Here is a 15,933-nt window from a genome sequence, read left to right as displayed (position 1 = left end):
GCAGGATGCAGATGGATACATGGCTGCCAGCCTTTTCAGTGTGGCTGAGCCAATGGAAAGTCGTTTTATTTGGTGATAATGGTCGGGGTATCAACTGAGGGTTTAATTATGCTGAAAAGACTCGCTCACCACGCAAATGTTTTGGGTTCCGTTACTACCTCGTCGTTAACTGCTTGGCGAGGCTGTCTCGTTGTAAGTGATGTACCGCAACCGGAGCAGCCCGTTGTGCTTTACGACATGGAGGGCTGCCCCTACTGTCGACGGGTTCGCGAAGTCTTCACGGCCCTCAATCTTGATGTGGAGATTCGCCCTTGCCCTAAAGGTGGTCGTGTATTTCGCAAGCACGCAGAAGCGACTGGTGGAAAACAGCAGTTCCCTCTGCTGGTTGACCAGAATACGGGTACCGTGATGTACGAGTCGGAAGAGATCATAGAGTATCTGTTCAGGCAGTACGCAGGTCGGACAGTGCCCGGCTACTACCGTGAGCGGGTCTGGCAGCCGGTTTTGGGTTCTGTCGCCTCTGTCACCAGCGCCATGCGAGGGCTGCGGGCAAATTCAGGAAAGCAGCCGGAGCAGCCGTTGCATTTGTGGAGTTTTGAAGGCAGCCCATTCTCCCGCCTGGTGCGAGAGAGACTGTGTGAACTGGAAATACCCTACACTCTGCACAACCTGGGCAAGGAACACTGGACTGAAATTGGCCCGGCAGCACAACGAATCAAGCCGGGGCCATACAAACCAATCCCTGGTGGTAAGCGCGATGACTTTTTTAAAGCTCACGGCAGAGTCCAGGTGCCTTACCTTGAAGATCCGAATACCGGGGAAGGGCTGTTCGATTCTGCTCGCATACTGGGCTACCTGAATGCGCAGTATGGATAAAAACAACCGGTAGTCACTCTGTTTCACGGGCAATTGGGTAGGTATCATAGCGTTCCCAATGAATGCGTGCTTGAACGCTCAAGACACAATGATCAGGAATGCCTATGTATACCGGCCAGTGCCTGTGTGGCGATATCACGTTTGAATACGAAGGCCCTCTGGGGCCGCTATCACTGTGCCATTGCAGCCAGTGTCGGCGTGCCCATGGCAGTGCATTTTCTGCCAGTTCCCCGGTACAGAAAGTGCGCTTCCGGTTTTTGTCCGGAGAAGAGCTGCTCACTGAATACGAGTCACGCCCGGGAAAATACCGGGCTTTCTGCAGCCGTTGCGGGAGTCATCTTTACAGTCGCGTGGATGCGATCCCCGGTATCCTTCGCCTGCGTGTCGGTGTAATCAATGAACCTCTGGCAAAGGGACCAGTGCAGCATGTTTACACGGGCTCAAAGTCTGACTGGTTCGAAATTACCGATACTTTGCCTCAGTATGAGAAGACTGAGCGCACCGACGACCCTCACTGAATCGGCACAACCCGGTAGACTTTTCCCTGTGGTGAATCCGTTAGTAACCACAGAGCGCCATTCGGCCCTGAGCGAACGTCACGAATTCGTTCGTTCAGGCTGGTAAGCAGATCCTCCTCCTCGATCACCTGTCCATTTTGGATTTCCAACCGTACCAGTTTGCGCAGTTTCAGGGCGCCTACGAATAAACTGCCTCGCCAAAGGGGAAATTCGGAGCCGGTGTAAAATGCCATGCCCGAGGGCGCAATGGATGGATCCCAGTAGTGCAGAGGCTGAGCCATACCTTCTTTTTCAGTGTCTTGGGTGATCGGGAACCCCGAGTAATCAATGCCATAGGTTATTTTGGGCCATCCGTAATTGGTGCCGGCTGCCAAAATATTTATTTCGTCGCCGCCCCGCGGGCCGTGTTCATGGGTCCAGATAACGCCTGTTTCTGGATGATTGGTCATGCCCTGAATATTGCGGTTTCCCCAAGTGAACAGGGTGTTGTTAGTGCCTGGGTCATCGAGCCCCGGGTTGCCAGGTGCAGGCATGCCATTCACAGTAATTCGGTGAACTCCGCCGGCATCATCCCGGGTGTCCTGAGCACGGTCCATCTCACCACGGTCACCCACGGAAATATAAAGGTAGCCGGAGGTGTCGAATACCATTCGCCCACCGAAGTGTCGAGAGCCACCGGAGCGCGGCAGTGCCTCGAAGATAACTTTTACGTCTTTTAGTTTTCCTTCTTCGTAAATGGCGCGAGCTACGCGAGTTGTCATTCCCTCGTTGGAACGCTGCGCGTAGCTGAGGAAGAGTGTTCTGTTGCTCTTGAAGCCGGGGTGCAGAACGATATCAAACAGCCCGCCCTGGCCTGTAACCGCGGGTGTTGGAAGCCCCTCAATAGCCTTGGGCAGCAGACTTCCGTTCTGAATGACACGCAGTCTTCCCGCTCTCTCTGTAACGAGTATGGAACCACCGGGGAGAAAGGCCAGGCTCCACGGGTGTTCGAGGCCGTCAGCTATGGTTTCCAGGCTGAAGCGAGCGTCATTGCTGGTAAATATCTGGGCCGCTGCGGTGAAGGAGAGGCTTAAAAACAGCAAGCCAATGACCGGAACCAGGAATTGAATATGGCGCATACCTTCCCCCTCTCTTGAGTTGCAAATGAAAACCATTATCATTAATATGTTTTTGTGCTTGTTCACTGAGCACAAATAATCGCCATACGAACTGTTTACATCATAAGCTCAAGGAGATACAGCCATGACAGCAGAGCAGGAAATGATGGAAGGATTGAAGATTGCCGCTGGCGCTGGTCTATTTGTTGCGTTAGTGGTTGTGGGGCTTGTGGTTGCGCTGTAACCACCGGTCCAGTTTGTCAGCGAATTCTTTCCGGTCGGTTTGGCCGAACGGGGCTGGCCCGCCGGTCATTTGTCCTGCATTGCGCATCTCTTCCATAAAATTCCTCATGGCCAAGCGCTGGCGGATATTCTCTTTGGTGAAAGCCTGCCCCCTCGGGTTAAACACATCCGCACCTTTTGCAATGGCTTCAGCTGCTAACGGAATGTCCTGGGTGATCACCAGATCACCGGCCTTGAGCTGATCCATAATCTCGTTGTCTGCCACATCAAACCCCTGCATAACCTGCCTGGCCTTAATGTAAGGGCTTGGCGGCAGCTTGATCACATGATTGGCAATAAAGGTTGTTTGAATTTTCCAGCGTGTGGCAGCACGGCAGAGAATTTCCCGGATGGGCACGGGGCAGGCGTCGGCATCGACCCAGATTGGCATGGCTGGTTCCTTTGAGCAGTTTTGCGTATTGGTCAAGCAATGCCGTGGAGTTTACCTGCTGTTGCAGCGGGCGTGGTAGTAGGCCTTCATTTACACCTCCGGAATAGAATAATTCTAGGTGGTATAATCCCCGTAAATTCAACTAGCAGGTAACTCTAATGTCCCAACTTCCTCCTTGTCCCAAGTGCGCTTCAGAATACACCTATGAAGATGGAATACAGTTTGTTTGCCCGGAATGTGCCCATGAATGGACAGAGGCTGAGGCGGCAGCTGCGGCAGAGGGCAAAGTAGTGCGCGATGCTCACGGCAACGAACTTCAGGATGGTGATGCCGTTACCGTTATCAAGGATTTGAAGGTTAAGGGCTCAAGCTCGGTAGTGAAAGTGGGCACCAAGGTTAAGAGCATTCGCCTGGTGGATGGCGATCACGATATTGACTGTAAAATCGATGGCATTGGTGCCATGAAGCTCAAATCCGAGTTTGTAAAAAAGGCTTGATCCCCGCCCAGGGGCTTTGTCTCGCTCGCTGCGACTATTCGCCGCACTCTATTTGTTGTGTTGAGTTGAGCTGGAAGCAACACTGTGGGCTTTGAAGTTTAACACCTGACATTGGTCATTTTCAGTTCAATAGTAGCGACGCGAGATACCATGAAAAAGCTAATTACATTGCTGTTCGCCAGCAGCGCTCTGATTTTTTCTGTCTTTTCCACAACTGTAGTGGCCAGCGAGCACGCCCACGGCGGTATTGATATTGAGAACCCTTGGAGCCGGCCAACGCCGCCAGGCACACCTATGGGAGTTGGCTATCTGGTCATCAGAAATCACAGCGATAAAGCTGTGACCCTGGTTGGTGCGAGTACGCCCAGAGCTGATCAGGTTTCAATTCACGAAACGGTGATGGCAGGTGGTGTTATGCGCATGCAATCAGTTAAGGGCGGGTTAACCATCTCGGCTGGTGGTGTGGTGGAGCTCAAGCCCCATAGTTATCACTTGATGCTTGAAAAGCTGGCAGAGCCACTGAAAGAGGGAGAAAATATTCCTCTGACTTTGGAATTTGAGGGTGCAGAACCAGTGGTTGTTGAGCTAAACGTACAATCGCTTGACGCAGATATGAAGGAGATGGAAATGGATCATTCAGCGCACGGAATGGAGCATTGATCCTTTAGTATTGAAAGGCCAGTGGCGGTTCCAGCGTGTAGTATATGCAATGGAATCGCCACCAGTCACTCGCCTTGCGATGTACTTAGGAGCAGCCACCGCAGCAGACTCCTGGATCTCCGTGCTTGCCTTTGCTTGAAGATTGTTTCTCTGCGCTTTCAGGTGCAGCAGTTGTTACCTCTGAAGCCTTGGCTTCTTTTTCGTGCGCTGTATTTTCACTTTTCACTTCTTTGAATAGCTCGGACATGGAAGCTTCCTGATCTTGGGTAATAAGGTTCATTTAAAATAGATGTTATGACGAGTGCTAGGTTGTGTCAATGAATGATTTGGCTGGATCGGTGTGAGAGTCAGGTGATATGTACCTATTAGTATAGTTTTTATGGCGGCTAAAAAATGAGCGGAGATTCATTTATGTGCTAAAGTCATATACCCAGTTGCCCGCGATCAGGTTTTGATTTCGCTGCTAGCGTTCACAATCAATCCCGCAAAAACCGGCAGCAGGCTGCTCAATGGCAAGAGATTTTGCGGTATATGCAAAGATTCGGTAATGCAATGCAGACTGGAGCAAGGCGCGAGCGCGGGCTGACTTTTTGGCGGGTTATGCCCAGAGTGTGTCAACTCGCGGCAGCCGTCGACGTTTCGTTTTTCTTCCTGTTCTATTTCTTGGGGTCGCCCATTCTCGCGTGGATAAATGTTGCCAGCGTTGCTATGTATACGGCTGCTTACTACGCCATCAAGAGCAGGCAAAATCGCCTGGCAATTACACTTGTGTGGATCGAGGTAGTTGTTCACTCCGCGCTTGGGACCATAATGATTGGGTGGGATAGCGGCTTTCATTACTACCTGCTGATGTTTGTCCCCATCTTATGTGTTAGTTCGGTGCGCCCTCGTACAGTAGTTATCCTGATCCTTTTGCTTTGGGGTTATTATGTGGGGCTGGATATTCTCATGTGGTTCATTGAGCCTGTGCAGCCGATACCGTCTGCAGGGCTGTTCGGCGTCCACGTGTTTAACCTTAGTGTTGTGTTTGCAATGTTCTCCTACCTGTCATTTTACTATATGAGTGTGGTGGTTTCGGCGCAGCGCAAGCTTCGCAAACTGGCTACGATAGATTCGCTGACAGAACTCTTCAACCGACGCCACGCCAGTGATATGGCCGATAATGAGATCGCGCGCTTTCGCAGAGTGGGGCACCCTGTTGCGTTTATGCTGCTTGATGTGGACCATTTCAAACAGATTAACGATCAGTATGGTCATGAAACAGGTGACATTATTCTGGCTGAAATTGGAAAGATCGTTCCAGCCCAGCTGAGAACTCAGGATATTGCAGCGCGCTGGGGTGGAGAGGAGTTTTTGGTTATTCTTCCCGACACGGGAATAGACAGTGCGCTGGCGAGTGCAGAGCGGATTCGAGTAGCACTTTGCGATCATGACTGGGAAGCAGTCACGGGTGAGCAAGTGAAGGTGACTGTTAGCGTTGGCGTGAGTGAGTTGGGTGAGGGGGACGACAGAGGGTCTGTTATCAGTCGTGCCGACAGAGCCTTGTATCGTGGAAAGGCCGGGGGGCGAAACAGGGTGGAAACGGAGGTAGTGAAAGAGGCTGCCGCGCAGCAGAGATAAGATCAGAAGTTAGAAAGAGAGTAACAAAAAAGGCAGCCGAAGCTGCCTTTTTTAGCGTTGTCTGTTAATTAAACAGCAACAACGTTCTCAGCCTGAGGACCTTTCTGGCCCTGAGTCACGGTGAAGTCAACTTGCTGGCCTTCAGCCAGAGTTTTGAAACCGCCGCCCTGGATAGCGCTGTAGTGAACAAATACGTCGGGGCCGCCTTCACGAGTGATAAAGCCAAAACCTTTTGCTTCGTTGAAGAACTTAACAGTACCGGTAACAGTAGACATAATAATCAATCCTGATTTCAATCATTTAAAGTGCCGCCAGTTCATCTTTCTGATGGCTGGTCAGCGGTATGCGGAAACAAAAAACGGGCGTGATCAAAAACAGGACGTACAACTACTGGAATGCGTCATATTGATGAAGTGCTTTGCTAAATCTTTCCAACGAGGGCCACTGTACCCCTTGGCTGATGAAAAGCAAAGCGTTTTCTTATACGCATAAACCCGACATTTTCAGCAACATGAGGTATGTTTGCGTCAGCAATTCGGAATTTTCGAAAAACACTTAACCAAGGAGTCTTGTCTTGTCTGAGCTATCCACCTACGAAAGTTTTTCTGTCAGTGTTGAAAACAGGATTGCCCATGTGCAATTCAGCCGTCCCGAATCCCTGAACTCCATGAACAAAGCCTTTTGGTTAGAGTTGCCCAAGTGCATGCAGGACATTGAGGCGAACACCGATGCACGGGTGATTGTTATTTCATCTACGGGCAAGCACTTTTCAGCCGGCATGGATCTTGGTGTTTTTACAGATTCCAGTGCAGTACCCATGAGTGGTGATCCTGGTCGAATGGCAGAGAATCTGCGTCGGGTTGTTATGCAGCTTCAGGATACTTTGACGTCTTTGGAAAATGTTCGTTTGCCAGTGTTGGCAGCCATTCATGGAGGCTGTATTGGTGGTGCGCTGGATTTGGTGTGTGCAGCAGATAGCCGTTACTGCACAGAAGATGCGTATTTTACAATCAAGGAAACCGAGCTGGGGATGACCGCCGATGTGGGCACTCTTCAGCGTTTGCCCAAATTGATGCCGGAAGGCGTTGTGCGTGAACTGGCCTATACCGGCCGCAAGTTCACCGCGCAGGAAGCCAAAGGGCTGGGCTTTGTGAATGCGCTCTATCCTGACCAGGAAGCGCTGATTGCAGGCGTTATGAAAATAGCTAGCCAGATTGCAGCCAACTCTCCACTGGCGGTAACCGGGTGCAAAGAAATGCTGAACTACAGCCGTGACCACACGGTCGCCGATAGCCTGAAATACATGGCAACTTGGCAGGCAGGTATGTTCCGCCCCACGGATATGATGAAAACCTTCCAGGCGAAAGCCCAGAAGCAGGCACCAGAGTATGATGATTTGTTCCCAGTGAAAGGCCTCTTTGAAAAGTAGTAAACGGTGACGAATCGCGATCGGTCAAAACTGTCCCCATATACCGCTCTGGCTTTTCAGGGCGGTATAGGCGTTGTCGGGCTGTTGGCTATTTTGGTGGCAGGCATTCCGGTGCAAATCTTAGGTGCCGGGATTGTGCCAAGCCTTTTTTACGGTGTTCTGGGAGCTTTGTGTACCTACGGAGCTTTGTTGCTACTCACTCAATTGCCGGGCTTGTTTCCCGGTAACCTGGACCGTCAGATGCGCGGGCTTTACAGGTTCGCTTCCGGGTACTCATGGTTCGTGCTTTTTCTACTTTCCGTGTTTGCCGGGGTGGGGGAAGAATTGCTGTTCCGTGGGGCACTGCAGGGTTGGCTCGTGGAGCACACCAATACTGCCGTTGGTGTGCTGGCAGCATCTGTGCTGTTTGGCTTGGTGCACTACGCTTCTTTCACCTACTTTGTTGTAGCTAGCTGTTTAGGGCTAGTGCTTGGTCTGGCTTATGAAGCAACCGAAAGCCTGCTTTTGGTTATGGTCTGGCACGGGGTTTACGACATGATAGCGCTGTACTGCTTGCTCCGGTTTCCCCATTTGTTTGGCATAAACGTGAAGCGGAGACTTTAAGCAGATGCCCCTTTCAGTGCCCTTGTGAGTTGCTCCATGATGCGACCACTGTGGCGCCAAAAGTGCCAATAAAGCTTTACCTCAAGGGATCGTCCGGGTGCGATGCTGACCAGTTGCCCGTTTTTAATTTCCCGCTGTGCCTGAATCTCCGGAATCATTCCGTAGCCCATACCGGCGAGAGCCAATTTTACAAAGCCCTCCGATGATGGGCAAAGGTGGTAGCCGAAGGTTCCATGGTAGCCACTCTCTGCCAGGAAACGGTGCTGTAGCTTATCGTTTGGCCCATAGATGATCGCTGGTGCTGCCTGTAGGCTATGTTCGTTGAAGCCCTGACTGAAATATTTCCTTTTATACTCTGGGGTGGCCAACGGCAGGTAGGTCATAGTGCCCAGATATATGCAACGGGCTCCGGCTACAGGTTGAGAGCTGCTGCACAGGCAGGCTGCAACATCACCTTCGCGCATTCTGCGCAGAGCAATGTCCTGATCTTCCACCACCAGATCTAATAGCAGGTCTTCATTGTTGCTGAGTGGGCCAATAGCATCTGCCCACCAGGTTGCCAGGCTGTCAGCATTGAGAGCAATGCGCAGCCTTGCCGCAGGCTCCGATAGAGTGGGAAGCGACTTGGCCAAATCTCGTTCCAGCAGCTGAACTTGCTGAACATGGTTGAGCAACTGTTGCCCGGCCGGCGTTGCCCTGAGAACCGGGCTGCGTAATAAAACCGGTTGGCCGATGCGAATTTCAAGGGTGCGGATTCGCTGGGAAACCGCTGATTGGCTGAGGCCAAGCACAGCGCCGGCACGTTCGAATCCGCCCGCTTCGACAACAGTGGCAAGAGCTTCCAGTAATTTGTAGTCAATCATTAGTAGAACTGATGCGCCATTACATTTATGAATTTTAAGTATAGCGCTATCTGGGTATTCTTGCGGCATCGGAAAAACGGAGCCAGTAACCGTGTTTGAAAGTTACCTGACAGGTTTGATTGTTTGCGGCGGTATTATCATCGCAATCGGGGCGCAGAATGCGTATGTGCTGAGCCAGGCGATACGGCGTGAGCACCATTGGTGGGCCGCCGGTTTTTGTATGGCTGCAGATGTAACGCTCTTTACTCTGGGTATGTTCGGCGTGAGTGCGGCCTTGATGGCGATGCCGGAAGCCTTGGAGGTCTTGCGCTGGCTTGGTGTGGTATTCCTGGGTTGGCTGGCTATTCAGGCGTTTGTGCGGGCTGGCAGGGGGCGAGGTGCGCTGGATGTTGGAGAGGCCAGGCGCAGAAGTCTGAAAGGGGTTCTGTTTACCACGCTTGCGGTAACCCTGCTTAACCCCCAGGTGTACCTGGATACGCTTTTGTTGATTCCTGCTATTGGTGCCCAACAGGAGAATGCTACCACCTTTGTGGCGGGGGCCAGCAGCGCGTCTGTAATGTGGTTTGGTTTGTTGGCCTGGAGTGGGTCTGCCCTGGCGCCGATACTGTCACGCCCAATGGCCTGGCGAATCATTGATGGTGTAATTGGTGTGATGATGGCAGCTATCGCTATTCATTTGGCAACGAATGGCAGCTTGCAGGCCTGAGCGCCGCCGCTTATTCAAAGCGGCGGGCTTGGGAAAAGCGGCCACGCCAGTAATAACCATTCAGGTCCGACATGATGACACCGGACGATGTAGAGGCATGAATGAAGCGGTTGTCTCCCATGTAAATGCCGGCGTGCTGGTCTTTGCCGGCGATACGGAAAAAGACGATGTCACCTGGTTCAATGTCTCCGGGGGATATCGCCTCGCCGTGTCGCAGCATGAGTGAGGTGGTGCGGGGTAACTGTTGGCCCAGGCTTTCACGATATGCGGTGGTTATAAAACCAGAGCAATCGAAACCTCTGCCCGTAGTGCCGCCGTAGTGATAGGGCGCACCCTGATAGCGCTCGAAAACCTGCCATAGCTTATCGGCTTTCACCGAGCCGGGAGCGGATTCTTCCGGGTGATATTGCGTGTGTAGGGGGGAAGACGATAAATGCTGGTTACTGGCGCACCCACCCAGTACAAACGACACTAAAACTGCCAGTACGGTATGTTTGACAATGTTGGCCATGTGAAGTCCTGAACTAAGCTTCTATAAAGCCACTGTATTATCTAATTGCCGGGATGTCAGGTTACGGTTTGCTGCTTTTGTTATCCTTGTCCGATGCTGAAAATATCCAATGCTGTTGAAATTGCCGAATGGGAAATAGAGATTACCCAGATTCGGTCCCAGGGCCCCGGTGGGCAGAATGTAAATAAAGTCGCCTCTGCAGTTCACCTTCGCTTTGATGTGCCTAACTCTGCACTGCCGCCGTTTTACAAGGAGCGCCTTATGGCGCTGCAGGATCAGCGCATCAGCAAGGACGGTGTGGTGGTCATTAAAGCCCAGTCGTTCCGTACACTGGAGTTGAACAAGGAAGATGCCCTTGAGCGTTTGAAAGAATTGATACTGGAAGCGATCAAGGTGCAAAAAGTGCGCCGCGCTACCCGGCCTTCAAAATCCGCCCGCCGCAAGCGGATGGATAAAAAAACGCAAAAAGGCAGAACCAAGGCGCTGCGTGGCAAGGTTCAGGTATGAGCTGTCTCTGATGCGTGCTTTTGGGCTTCAATCTGTTTGATAAACGATTTTACGTCGGCAAATGCCTGTTCAGCCTCTGGTAGCATAGGCGTGAAGATTTGCCAGACATGGACCATGTCTGTCCAGGTGTGCAGTTCCACCTGGGAGCCTGCAACTTTTGCCTTTGCAGCATATCGCCTGGCGTTATCCAGCAGCATCTCGGACGTGCTGGCCTGGATCAGTGTAGGCGGCAAGCCTGCAAGGTTGCCTAACAAGGGCGATGCAACCGGGCTGGTAGGGGATATGCGAAAGGCTGCCAGTGTCGCCCACCAGATAACCGGCTTGGGAATCTTCGACAGACCGCCAAAAACAGGCCCCAGCATAGGGTCCGTAGAGATATTGCTGCGGTTACTCGGTGCTGACAGCGTGAGGTCGGTGGAAGGTGAGAAAGCCACCGCACCGTCCGCCTGGCGCAGGCCATTGTCACGTACCCAGGCCAGCAGGCCAAGGGTATGGCTGCCACCCGCGGAATCGCCTGCCACCAGAATGAATGAGGCCTCTCCGGCACCTTCCGGGCCGTTTTCGACGAGCCAGGTGTAGGCCTCCCGGCAATCATGTACGCCATCCATAAAACGATGCTCTGGCATCAGGCGATAGTCCACGGCAAATACGGCTGCATTGGCTATGTGGGACAACCTGTCGGTAATAGCTCTATGGCTGCGGGGGCTTCCAGCGGCCCAAGCTCCGCCGTGAATGTAGAGAAGCCGCCTCCGGGTGTCTGCCCCCGGCGCGATGACCCATTCGCCACGGGGGCTATCGCACCGCCGAAACTCGGACCGAAGCTCAAGGCCGTCGCTCAGGCTGTCGAGATGCTTGCGCATTGCAATCAACCGTGTTTTTCCGCGAAGACCATTTCCAGCCCTGCGCATCTCTTTTAAGCGTTCCAGTACATCCTGGTTCTCGGAGCTGGGGCCTGTTGTCCTGACGGAATAGGTTTCCTCATCCAGATGGGAGAGATCCTCTATGCGAAAAAGTAGAAACGTCAGCACAACGATAAGTAAAACAACAGTGGCGATAATCCAGAACATGAGCAGCCCGTACCCTGAGAGTTGGCCCGGATGCTCCGGGCACACTATGCTTTGTGTATAAAGCATCGCAGATTTTTGCGGTTTATGCCCTCAAATGTCACAGAAGGAGACGGGCGATGCAAATAGCCTATCGGGCCAAGGACATTACAGAAGCTCACATTGTTGCCGGGTTACTGAACGCCAGTGGTATTGAGACCCACGTGGGTGGCCTTTATCTGCAGGGCGCAATGGGCGAGATTGGTGCGGCGGGTTTCAGCAATGTGCATGTGGACGATGAGGATCTCTACCCGGCCCGGCAGCTGATAGCAGAGTATGAGGCGAAGAACCAAGCGGTCACGGCCCGGGACGCTGATGATGGCAAGCCCGATTCCTATGCCCGCTGGTTTTTGCTGGGGATAGCCGTGCTGACACTGATTTGGTTAAACCTCCAATGAAGCATCCGGTAAGCGGAGTTCATCGCTTAATGCTGCGCTGCCTTGGTTTTCCGGCTTTGGGGCGCTTGGGCGAGGCAGGTTTTTTGCTCGCAGGTGGTCTTGAGCCTGATGGCCCGGCTTTGCTTTTGCCTTTATTGCCTGCCCGCTGACCTGCTTTGGGCCGGGATGCAGGTGGCCGTGAGGAACGCTTGGGTTTACCCATCGCTTTTCTTCCGGGGGTGACAGGCTTGTCCGGGGCGCCATCAGATGATGAATCACGTATGGCATCGAACAGGCCCGCCAGCTCTTTCTCCGTAAGATCCCGCCATTGACCCACTGCCAACCCTTTCAGGTTGACGTTCATAATACGCACGCGTTCGAGCCGAGTGACTTCAAATCCGAAATGTTCGCTCATCCTGCGAATCTGTCGGTTCAGTCCTTGTACTAATACTATGCGAAACACAAAGCGGCTCTCTTGTACCACTTTGCACTTTTTGGTCATGGTGCCAAGAATAGGTACGCCACCTGCCATGCCCTGAATAAACGACTTGGTAATGGGTTTGTTGACGGTTACCACATACTCTTTTTCATGATTGTTGCCGGCGCGGAGAATTTTGTTAACCAGGTCGCCGTTGCTGGTCATGAAGATCAGCCCTTGGGAATCTTTATCGAGACGCCCGATGGGAAAAATGCGCGCACTATGGCCAACAAAGCGCTGAATGTTGTACTTTTCTGCATCGTCTGTGGTGCTAACAATACCTACTGGCTTATTGAGGGCTATGAATACCAGATCTTCTTCGGCTCTAGGCTGGATCACCTGGCCGTTTACTCTGACTGTATCGCCGGGTAGTACTTGGTCACCCACACTGGCGCGCTTGCCATTGATAATGACCTTGCCTTGATCAATGTAGCGATCTGCTTCACGACGGGAGCACATGCCGCTTTCGCTGATGTATTTGTTGAGGCGTGTGGAATGAACGTTGGTCATTTAATGTCCGGTTGAAAGGCTGAGACGTGGCATCATAACAGGCAGCCGATTCACTCGCAGCCCATCGGTTGGCGCTACAATGGCTAGTCTGTCATTATTTTCCAGTATTCCTCTTGGACTTAAGAGCATCGTACTCCATGAATTATACCCGTTATTTTCTCCCGGTATGGCGGATGTGTTTCAGCAAAGCCTGCGTCGGTTTATTGCTGCTTCTCACATTGCCGGCGTCAGCACAGACGCTTCATTTGGTAACAGAGGAGTGGCCGGGGCTGATTGACGATACGCCGCAGGGTCCTGCTGGTGTGCTCTGGGAGATATCGAAAGACGTGCTCGAAAGCATGGGTTATGAGGTAAAGCTGGAGTTTGTTCCCTGGAGGCGGGCGCAACGTCTGGTGCTTGATAATGTACGTGACGGTATTGTTGGTCTGGGTGCAACTGAGGAGCGCGAGGTAATATTTCGCTTTCCGGGTGAGGCGCTTCTGGATAGTGAAACGGCCGTATACACACTTCGGGAAAAACATTTCCAATATGAAAACCTGGACTCTTTGAAAGGGATGAGCGTTGGTGTTTCCCCCGGCTACACTTATTCATCTGAAATCAGGGCCGCCACTCATTTTGAGAAGGTGAATACGCCGACAATTGAGTCAGGGTTGAAGATGCTGTTGCTCGGACGTATCGATGCAATGCTGGCAAATCGGGATGTTGTTCGTGGGCAAGTGACGCGCTTGGGTATCGCGGATCAAATAAAAGCTTCTGAGAAACCGATCAGTGGTGGCCCGGTTTACCTGGTTTTCAGTCCGGAGACATCTGTGGAATTTCTGGATGCTTTCACCGAAGCACTTAAACGATTTAAAAGCACTGGGGCATACGGAATTGAAGGCATTCGTTAGGCCCCAACCCAGCGTTTGTGCCGGCGTTTTATGCACGGTGTGTGAGCAAGAGTTGCTGGCACGCTTTCGGGTAGTGGATGGCAGAGAATACCTGCGATGCTCGCATTGTGGTGCAACAGTTATGGCGAAGAAGCATTGGCTTGGCCCGGAAGCAGAACGTGCGGTTTACGACCTGCATAATAATGATCTGAGCGATGCAGGCTACCGGACCTTTCTCGAAAAGCTTTCTTTACCCATGCTCAAACGAATTCCACCAGGATCTTCCGGGCTGGATTTTGGTTGCGGCCCCGGCCCTGCACTAACAGAGATGATGCGGGAAGCGGGTATGGAAATGGCGCTTTATGATCCATTTTTCCATCCGGCTGAGGCAGTACTGAATGGACAGTATGATTTTATTACCTGCACGGAGGTGGTGGAGCATCTGCACCATCCGGCCAAGGTGTTCAGCCAGTTGGATGGAATGTTAAAGCCCGGGGGATGGTTGGGCATAATGACCTGTTTTCAGACCTGCGACGATAGATTTGATAAGTGGCACTATCGGCGGGACCCCACCCACGTTGTGTTCTATCGAGAACAAACTTTGGAGGTTGTTGCCCAGGGTATGGGTTGGATTATGACCGTGCCTCGCAAAGATGTGGCGCTGTTTCATAAGCCGTTGCAGAAAACCGGGGGCCCCAGGAGACCCCCGGTTGTTTGTCGGTCCTTATAGCCAGGTAAGGCCCACACTGATAATTGCGCCAGTGATGATGAGCAACATCAAGCAGTATCCCATGATGTCTTTCGCTTTGAGCCCTGCAATAGCCAGTACAGGCAGTGCCCAGAACGGCTGCAGGAGGTTGGTCCAGGCGTCGCCCCATGCAACTGCCATGGCCACTCGTGGGATGCTTGCACCGAGCTCCTGAGCTGCTGGCAGCATAACGGGAGCCTGCACGGCCCACTGGCCGCCGCCAGAGGGAACAAAAATGTTCACTAGGCCGGCACTGATAAAGCTCCAGAATGGCAGGCTTTCCGCTGTGGCCATAGATACAAAGCCTGAGGAAATGCTGGCGGCCAGCCCCGAGGCAGTCATTACTCCCATGATTCCGGCATAGAAGGGGAACTGGATAACAATGCCAGAGCCGCCTTTAACAGCTTCATGCAGGCTATCGAGCAGCCTTTTGGGGGTTTGGTGAAGAATGATCGCCAGGAACAGGAACATGAAGTTGACGATATTCAGGTTCAAACCACCGCCTTCGATAAAATACTGGAAAATAAATGCCAGGCCGCTGAAGCCAATCAGCCAGGCCAGTATTCTGCTGTTTTCAAGGTGATCCGCAGGGCGGAGGATAGAAACGCTGGCATCCGGTTCGTCGTCCAGTACCGCAGGGTCCACATAGATACTTTCTTCCTCAGAGGGCAACATCATTCGGTTTACTGCAGGCACAACAATAAACAGCGCCACAATGATTGCCAGGTTGAAGAACGCAAAGATGGTTTCACTGGTGCCGATTACGCCGATCACATCAGCGGTAAAATGCCCATCGGTTGCGATTACCAGAGGGATGGAGCCCGCAAGACCACCGTGCCACACAATAAAGCCCGAGTAGGCACTGGCGATCAACAATGGGTAGTGAACCCTTACCTGCCGGGCTAGTGCCTTGGCAAAGAGTGCACCCACAACCAGGCCGAATCCCCAGTTGATCCAGCTTGCGATAAGCGCCACGAATGTGACTAATACAATGGCCTGGCCAGGGGTTTTGGCAAGTGCGGCAATCCGATTCAGTATCCCACGAACAAATGGCGTGCTGGCCAGCATAAAGCCTGTAACCAGGACGAGCAGCATCTGCATTGAGAAGGTGAGCAGACTCCAGAAGCCATTGCCCCACATTTCGACCACAGCCATTGGGCTGTGGCCTTCAAACACCATGGCGGCGATGAAAGCGAGTAGTGAGAGAATTAGAACGAAAATATATGGGTCCGGCAGATATTTATCCACCAGACTGACCATTGGCCGAGCAGCTCTGTTGAGCATGGTG

General features: G+C 52.4%; 21 protein-coding genes. 12 read left to right on the top strand and 9 right to left on the bottom strand.

Translation table 11 applies throughout. The features are described from left to right. Positions 1-108 precede the first annotated feature (108 nt). Together CDH47_RS11105 and CDH47_RS11100 are read left to right on the top strand one after the other, a co-directional pair. A complete protein-coding gene (locus CDH47_RS11105) occupies positions 109-876 on the top strand; it encodes a glutathione S-transferase N-terminal domain-containing protein (RefSeq protein ID WP_100639965.1) in 768 nt (255 codons plus the stop codon). Between the two features lie 104 nt (positions 877-980). Continuing rightward, the gene (locus CDH47_RS11100) at positions 981-1,394 is read left to right on the top strand and encodes a GFA family protein (protein ID WP_100639964.1); all 414 of its coding nucleotides are present in this window, start codon (positions 981-983) and stop codon (positions 1,392-1,394) included. Here the strand turns inward: CDH47_RS11100 and CDH47_RS11095 are convergent. Further along, entirely contained in the window at positions 1,388-2,512 is a 1,125-nt protein-coding gene (locus CDH47_RS11095) for a PQQ-dependent sugar dehydrogenase (protein ID WP_100639963.1), read from the bottom strand. The genes CDH47_RS11100 and CDH47_RS11095 overlap by 7 nt on opposite strands. Positions 2,513-2,702: 190 nt before the next feature. Further along, complete coding sequence (locus CDH47_RS11090; RefSeq protein WP_100639962.1) at positions 2,703-3,164, bottom strand: YaiI/YqxD family protein; 462 nt, start codon at positions 3,162-3,164, stop codon at positions 2,703-2,705. A 158-nt stretch (positions 3,165-3,322) separates the two neighbouring features. Here CDH47_RS11090 and CDH47_RS11085 point away from each other — a divergent pair, with 158 nt between their 5' ends. Together CDH47_RS11085 and CDH47_RS11080 are read left to right on the top strand one after the other, a co-directional pair. Next, on the top strand, positions 3,323-3,661 hold the full coding sequence (locus CDH47_RS11085; RefSeq protein ID WP_100639961.1) for a zinc ribbon domain-containing protein YjdM: 339 nt from the start codon (positions 3,323-3,325) through the stop codon (positions 3,659-3,661). Between the two features lie 150 nt (positions 3,662-3,811). Then, a complete protein-coding gene (locus CDH47_RS11080; RefSeq protein ID WP_100639960.1) occupies positions 3,812-4,321 on the top strand; it encodes a copper chaperone PCu(A)C in 510 nt (169 codons plus the stop codon). Positions 4,322-4,406: 85 nt separating this feature from the next. Here CDH47_RS11080 and CDH47_RS11075 read toward each other — a convergent pair whose 3' ends face one another. Then, positions 4,407-4,568 (bottom strand): CCGSCS motif protein, encoded by a 162-nt coding sequence (locus tag CDH47_RS11075; RefSeq protein WP_161494488.1) that lies wholly within the window; start codon positions 4,566-4,568, stop codon positions 4,407-4,409. Positions 4,569-4,873: 305 nt separating this feature from the next. Here CDH47_RS11075 and CDH47_RS11070 point away from each other — a divergent pair, with 305 nt between their 5' ends. Then, the gene (locus CDH47_RS11070) at positions 4,874-5,941 is read left to right on the top strand and encodes a diguanylate cyclase (protein WP_100640184.1); all 1,068 of its coding nucleotides are present in this window, start codon (positions 4,874-4,876) and stop codon (positions 5,939-5,941) included. Positions 5,942-6,009: 68 nt separating this feature from the next. Here CDH47_RS11070 and CDH47_RS11065 read toward each other — a convergent pair whose 3' ends face one another. Then, the gene (locus CDH47_RS11065) at positions 6,010-6,216 is read right to left on the bottom strand and encodes a cold-shock protein (RefSeq protein ID WP_071266268.1); all 207 of its coding nucleotides are present in this window, start codon (positions 6,214-6,216) and stop codon (positions 6,010-6,012) included. Positions 6,217-6,515: 299 nt separating this feature from the next. Between CDH47_RS11065 and CDH47_RS11060 the strand changes: the two genes are divergently transcribed. Both CDH47_RS11060 and CDH47_RS11055 read left to right on the top strand, forming a co-directional pair. Continuing rightward, complete coding sequence (locus CDH47_RS11060; protein WP_100639958.1) at positions 6,516-7,370, top strand: crotonase/enoyl-CoA hydratase family protein; 855 nt, start codon at positions 6,516-6,518, stop codon at positions 7,368-7,370. A gap of 6 nt (positions 7,371-7,376) precedes the next feature. Continuing rightward, on the top strand, positions 7,377-7,973 hold the full coding sequence (locus CDH47_RS11055; RefSeq protein ID WP_239985739.1) for a CPBP family intramembrane glutamic endopeptidase: 597 nt from the start codon (positions 7,377-7,379) through the stop codon (positions 7,971-7,973). Here the strand turns inward: CDH47_RS11055 and CDH47_RS11050 are convergent. Continuing rightward, positions 7,970-8,836 carry a LysR family transcriptional regulator ArgP gene (locus tag CDH47_RS11050; protein WP_100639957.1) on the bottom strand — a complete coding sequence of 289 codons (867 nt, stop codon included), beginning with the start codon at positions 8,834-8,836 and terminating at the stop codon, positions 7,970-7,972. The genes CDH47_RS11055 and CDH47_RS11050 overlap by 4 nt on opposite strands. Before the next feature lie 91 nt (positions 8,837-8,927). On the opposite strand from CDH47_RS11050, the gene CDH47_RS11045 reads away from it, so the two are divergent. After that, positions 8,928-9,542 (top strand): LysE/ArgO family amino acid transporter, encoded by a 615-nt coding sequence (locus CDH47_RS11045; protein ID WP_100639956.1) that lies wholly within the window; start codon positions 8,928-8,930, stop codon positions 9,540-9,542. Between the two features lie 10 nt (positions 9,543-9,552). Here CDH47_RS11045 and CDH47_RS11040 read toward each other — a convergent pair whose 3' ends face one another. Continuing rightward, a complete protein-coding gene (locus CDH47_RS11040) occupies positions 9,553-10,053 on the bottom strand; it encodes a C40 family peptidase (RefSeq protein WP_100639955.1) in 501 nt (166 codons plus the stop codon). Between the two features lie 93 nt (positions 10,054-10,146). On the opposite strand from CDH47_RS11040, the gene arfB reads away from it, so the two are divergent. After that, positions 10,147-10,560 carry an alternative ribosome rescue aminoacyl-tRNA hydrolase ArfB gene (arfB, locus tag CDH47_RS11035; RefSeq protein ID WP_100639954.1) on the top strand — a complete coding sequence of 138 codons (414 nt, stop codon included), beginning with the start codon at positions 10,147-10,149 and terminating at the stop codon, positions 10,558-10,560. On the opposite strand, the gene CDH47_RS11030 is transcribed toward arfB, so the two are convergent. Further along, entirely contained in the window at positions 10,551-11,627 is a 1,077-nt protein-coding gene (locus CDH47_RS11030; protein ID WP_100639953.1) for an alpha/beta hydrolase, read from the bottom strand. The genes arfB and CDH47_RS11030 overlap by 10 nt on opposite strands. A gap of 116 nt (positions 11,628-11,743) precedes the next feature. On the opposite strand from CDH47_RS11030, the gene CDH47_RS11025 reads away from it, so the two are divergent. Next, complete coding sequence (locus CDH47_RS11025; RefSeq protein WP_100639952.1) at positions 11,744-12,061, top strand: putative signal transducing protein; 318 nt, start codon at positions 11,744-11,746, stop codon at positions 12,059-12,061. Between the two features lie 19 nt (positions 12,062-12,080). Here CDH47_RS11025 and rluF read toward each other — a convergent pair whose 3' ends face one another. Beyond that, positions 12,081-13,028: a 23S rRNA pseudouridine(2604) synthase RluF gene (rluF, locus tag CDH47_RS11020; protein WP_100639951.1), complete on the bottom strand. Its 948-nt coding sequence runs from the start codon at positions 13,026-13,028 to the stop codon at positions 12,081-12,083. A 137-nt stretch (positions 13,029-13,165) separates the two neighbouring features. Here rluF and CDH47_RS11015 point away from each other — a divergent pair, with 137 nt between their 5' ends. After that, positions 13,166-13,918: a substrate-binding periplasmic protein gene (locus tag CDH47_RS11015; RefSeq protein WP_100639950.1), complete on the top strand. Its 753-nt coding sequence runs from the start codon at positions 13,166-13,168 to the stop codon at positions 13,916-13,918. Positions 13,919-14,039: 121 nt separating this feature from the next. Further along, on the top strand, positions 14,040-14,627 hold the full coding sequence (locus tag CDH47_RS11010) for a class I SAM-dependent methyltransferase (protein WP_239985737.1): 588 nt from the start codon (positions 14,040-14,042) through the stop codon (positions 14,625-14,627). Here CDH47_RS11010 and CDH47_RS11005 read toward each other — a convergent pair. Next, on the bottom strand, positions 14,622-15,929 hold the full coding sequence (locus tag CDH47_RS11005; RefSeq protein WP_100639948.1) for a short-chain fatty acid transporter: 1,308 nt from the start codon (positions 15,927-15,929) through the stop codon (positions 14,622-14,624). The genes CDH47_RS11010 and CDH47_RS11005 overlap by 6 nt on opposite strands. Positions 15,930-15,933 lie beyond the last annotated feature (4 nt).

The organism is Marinobacter salexigens (assembly GCF_002806945.1).
GTDB lineage: Bacteria > Pseudomonadota > Gammaproteobacteria > Pseudomonadales > Oleiphilaceae > Marinobacter > Marinobacter salexigens.
The sequence above is the reverse complement of the archived record's forward strand: the minus strand, read 5'-3'. Positions and strand labels throughout refer to the sequence as shown.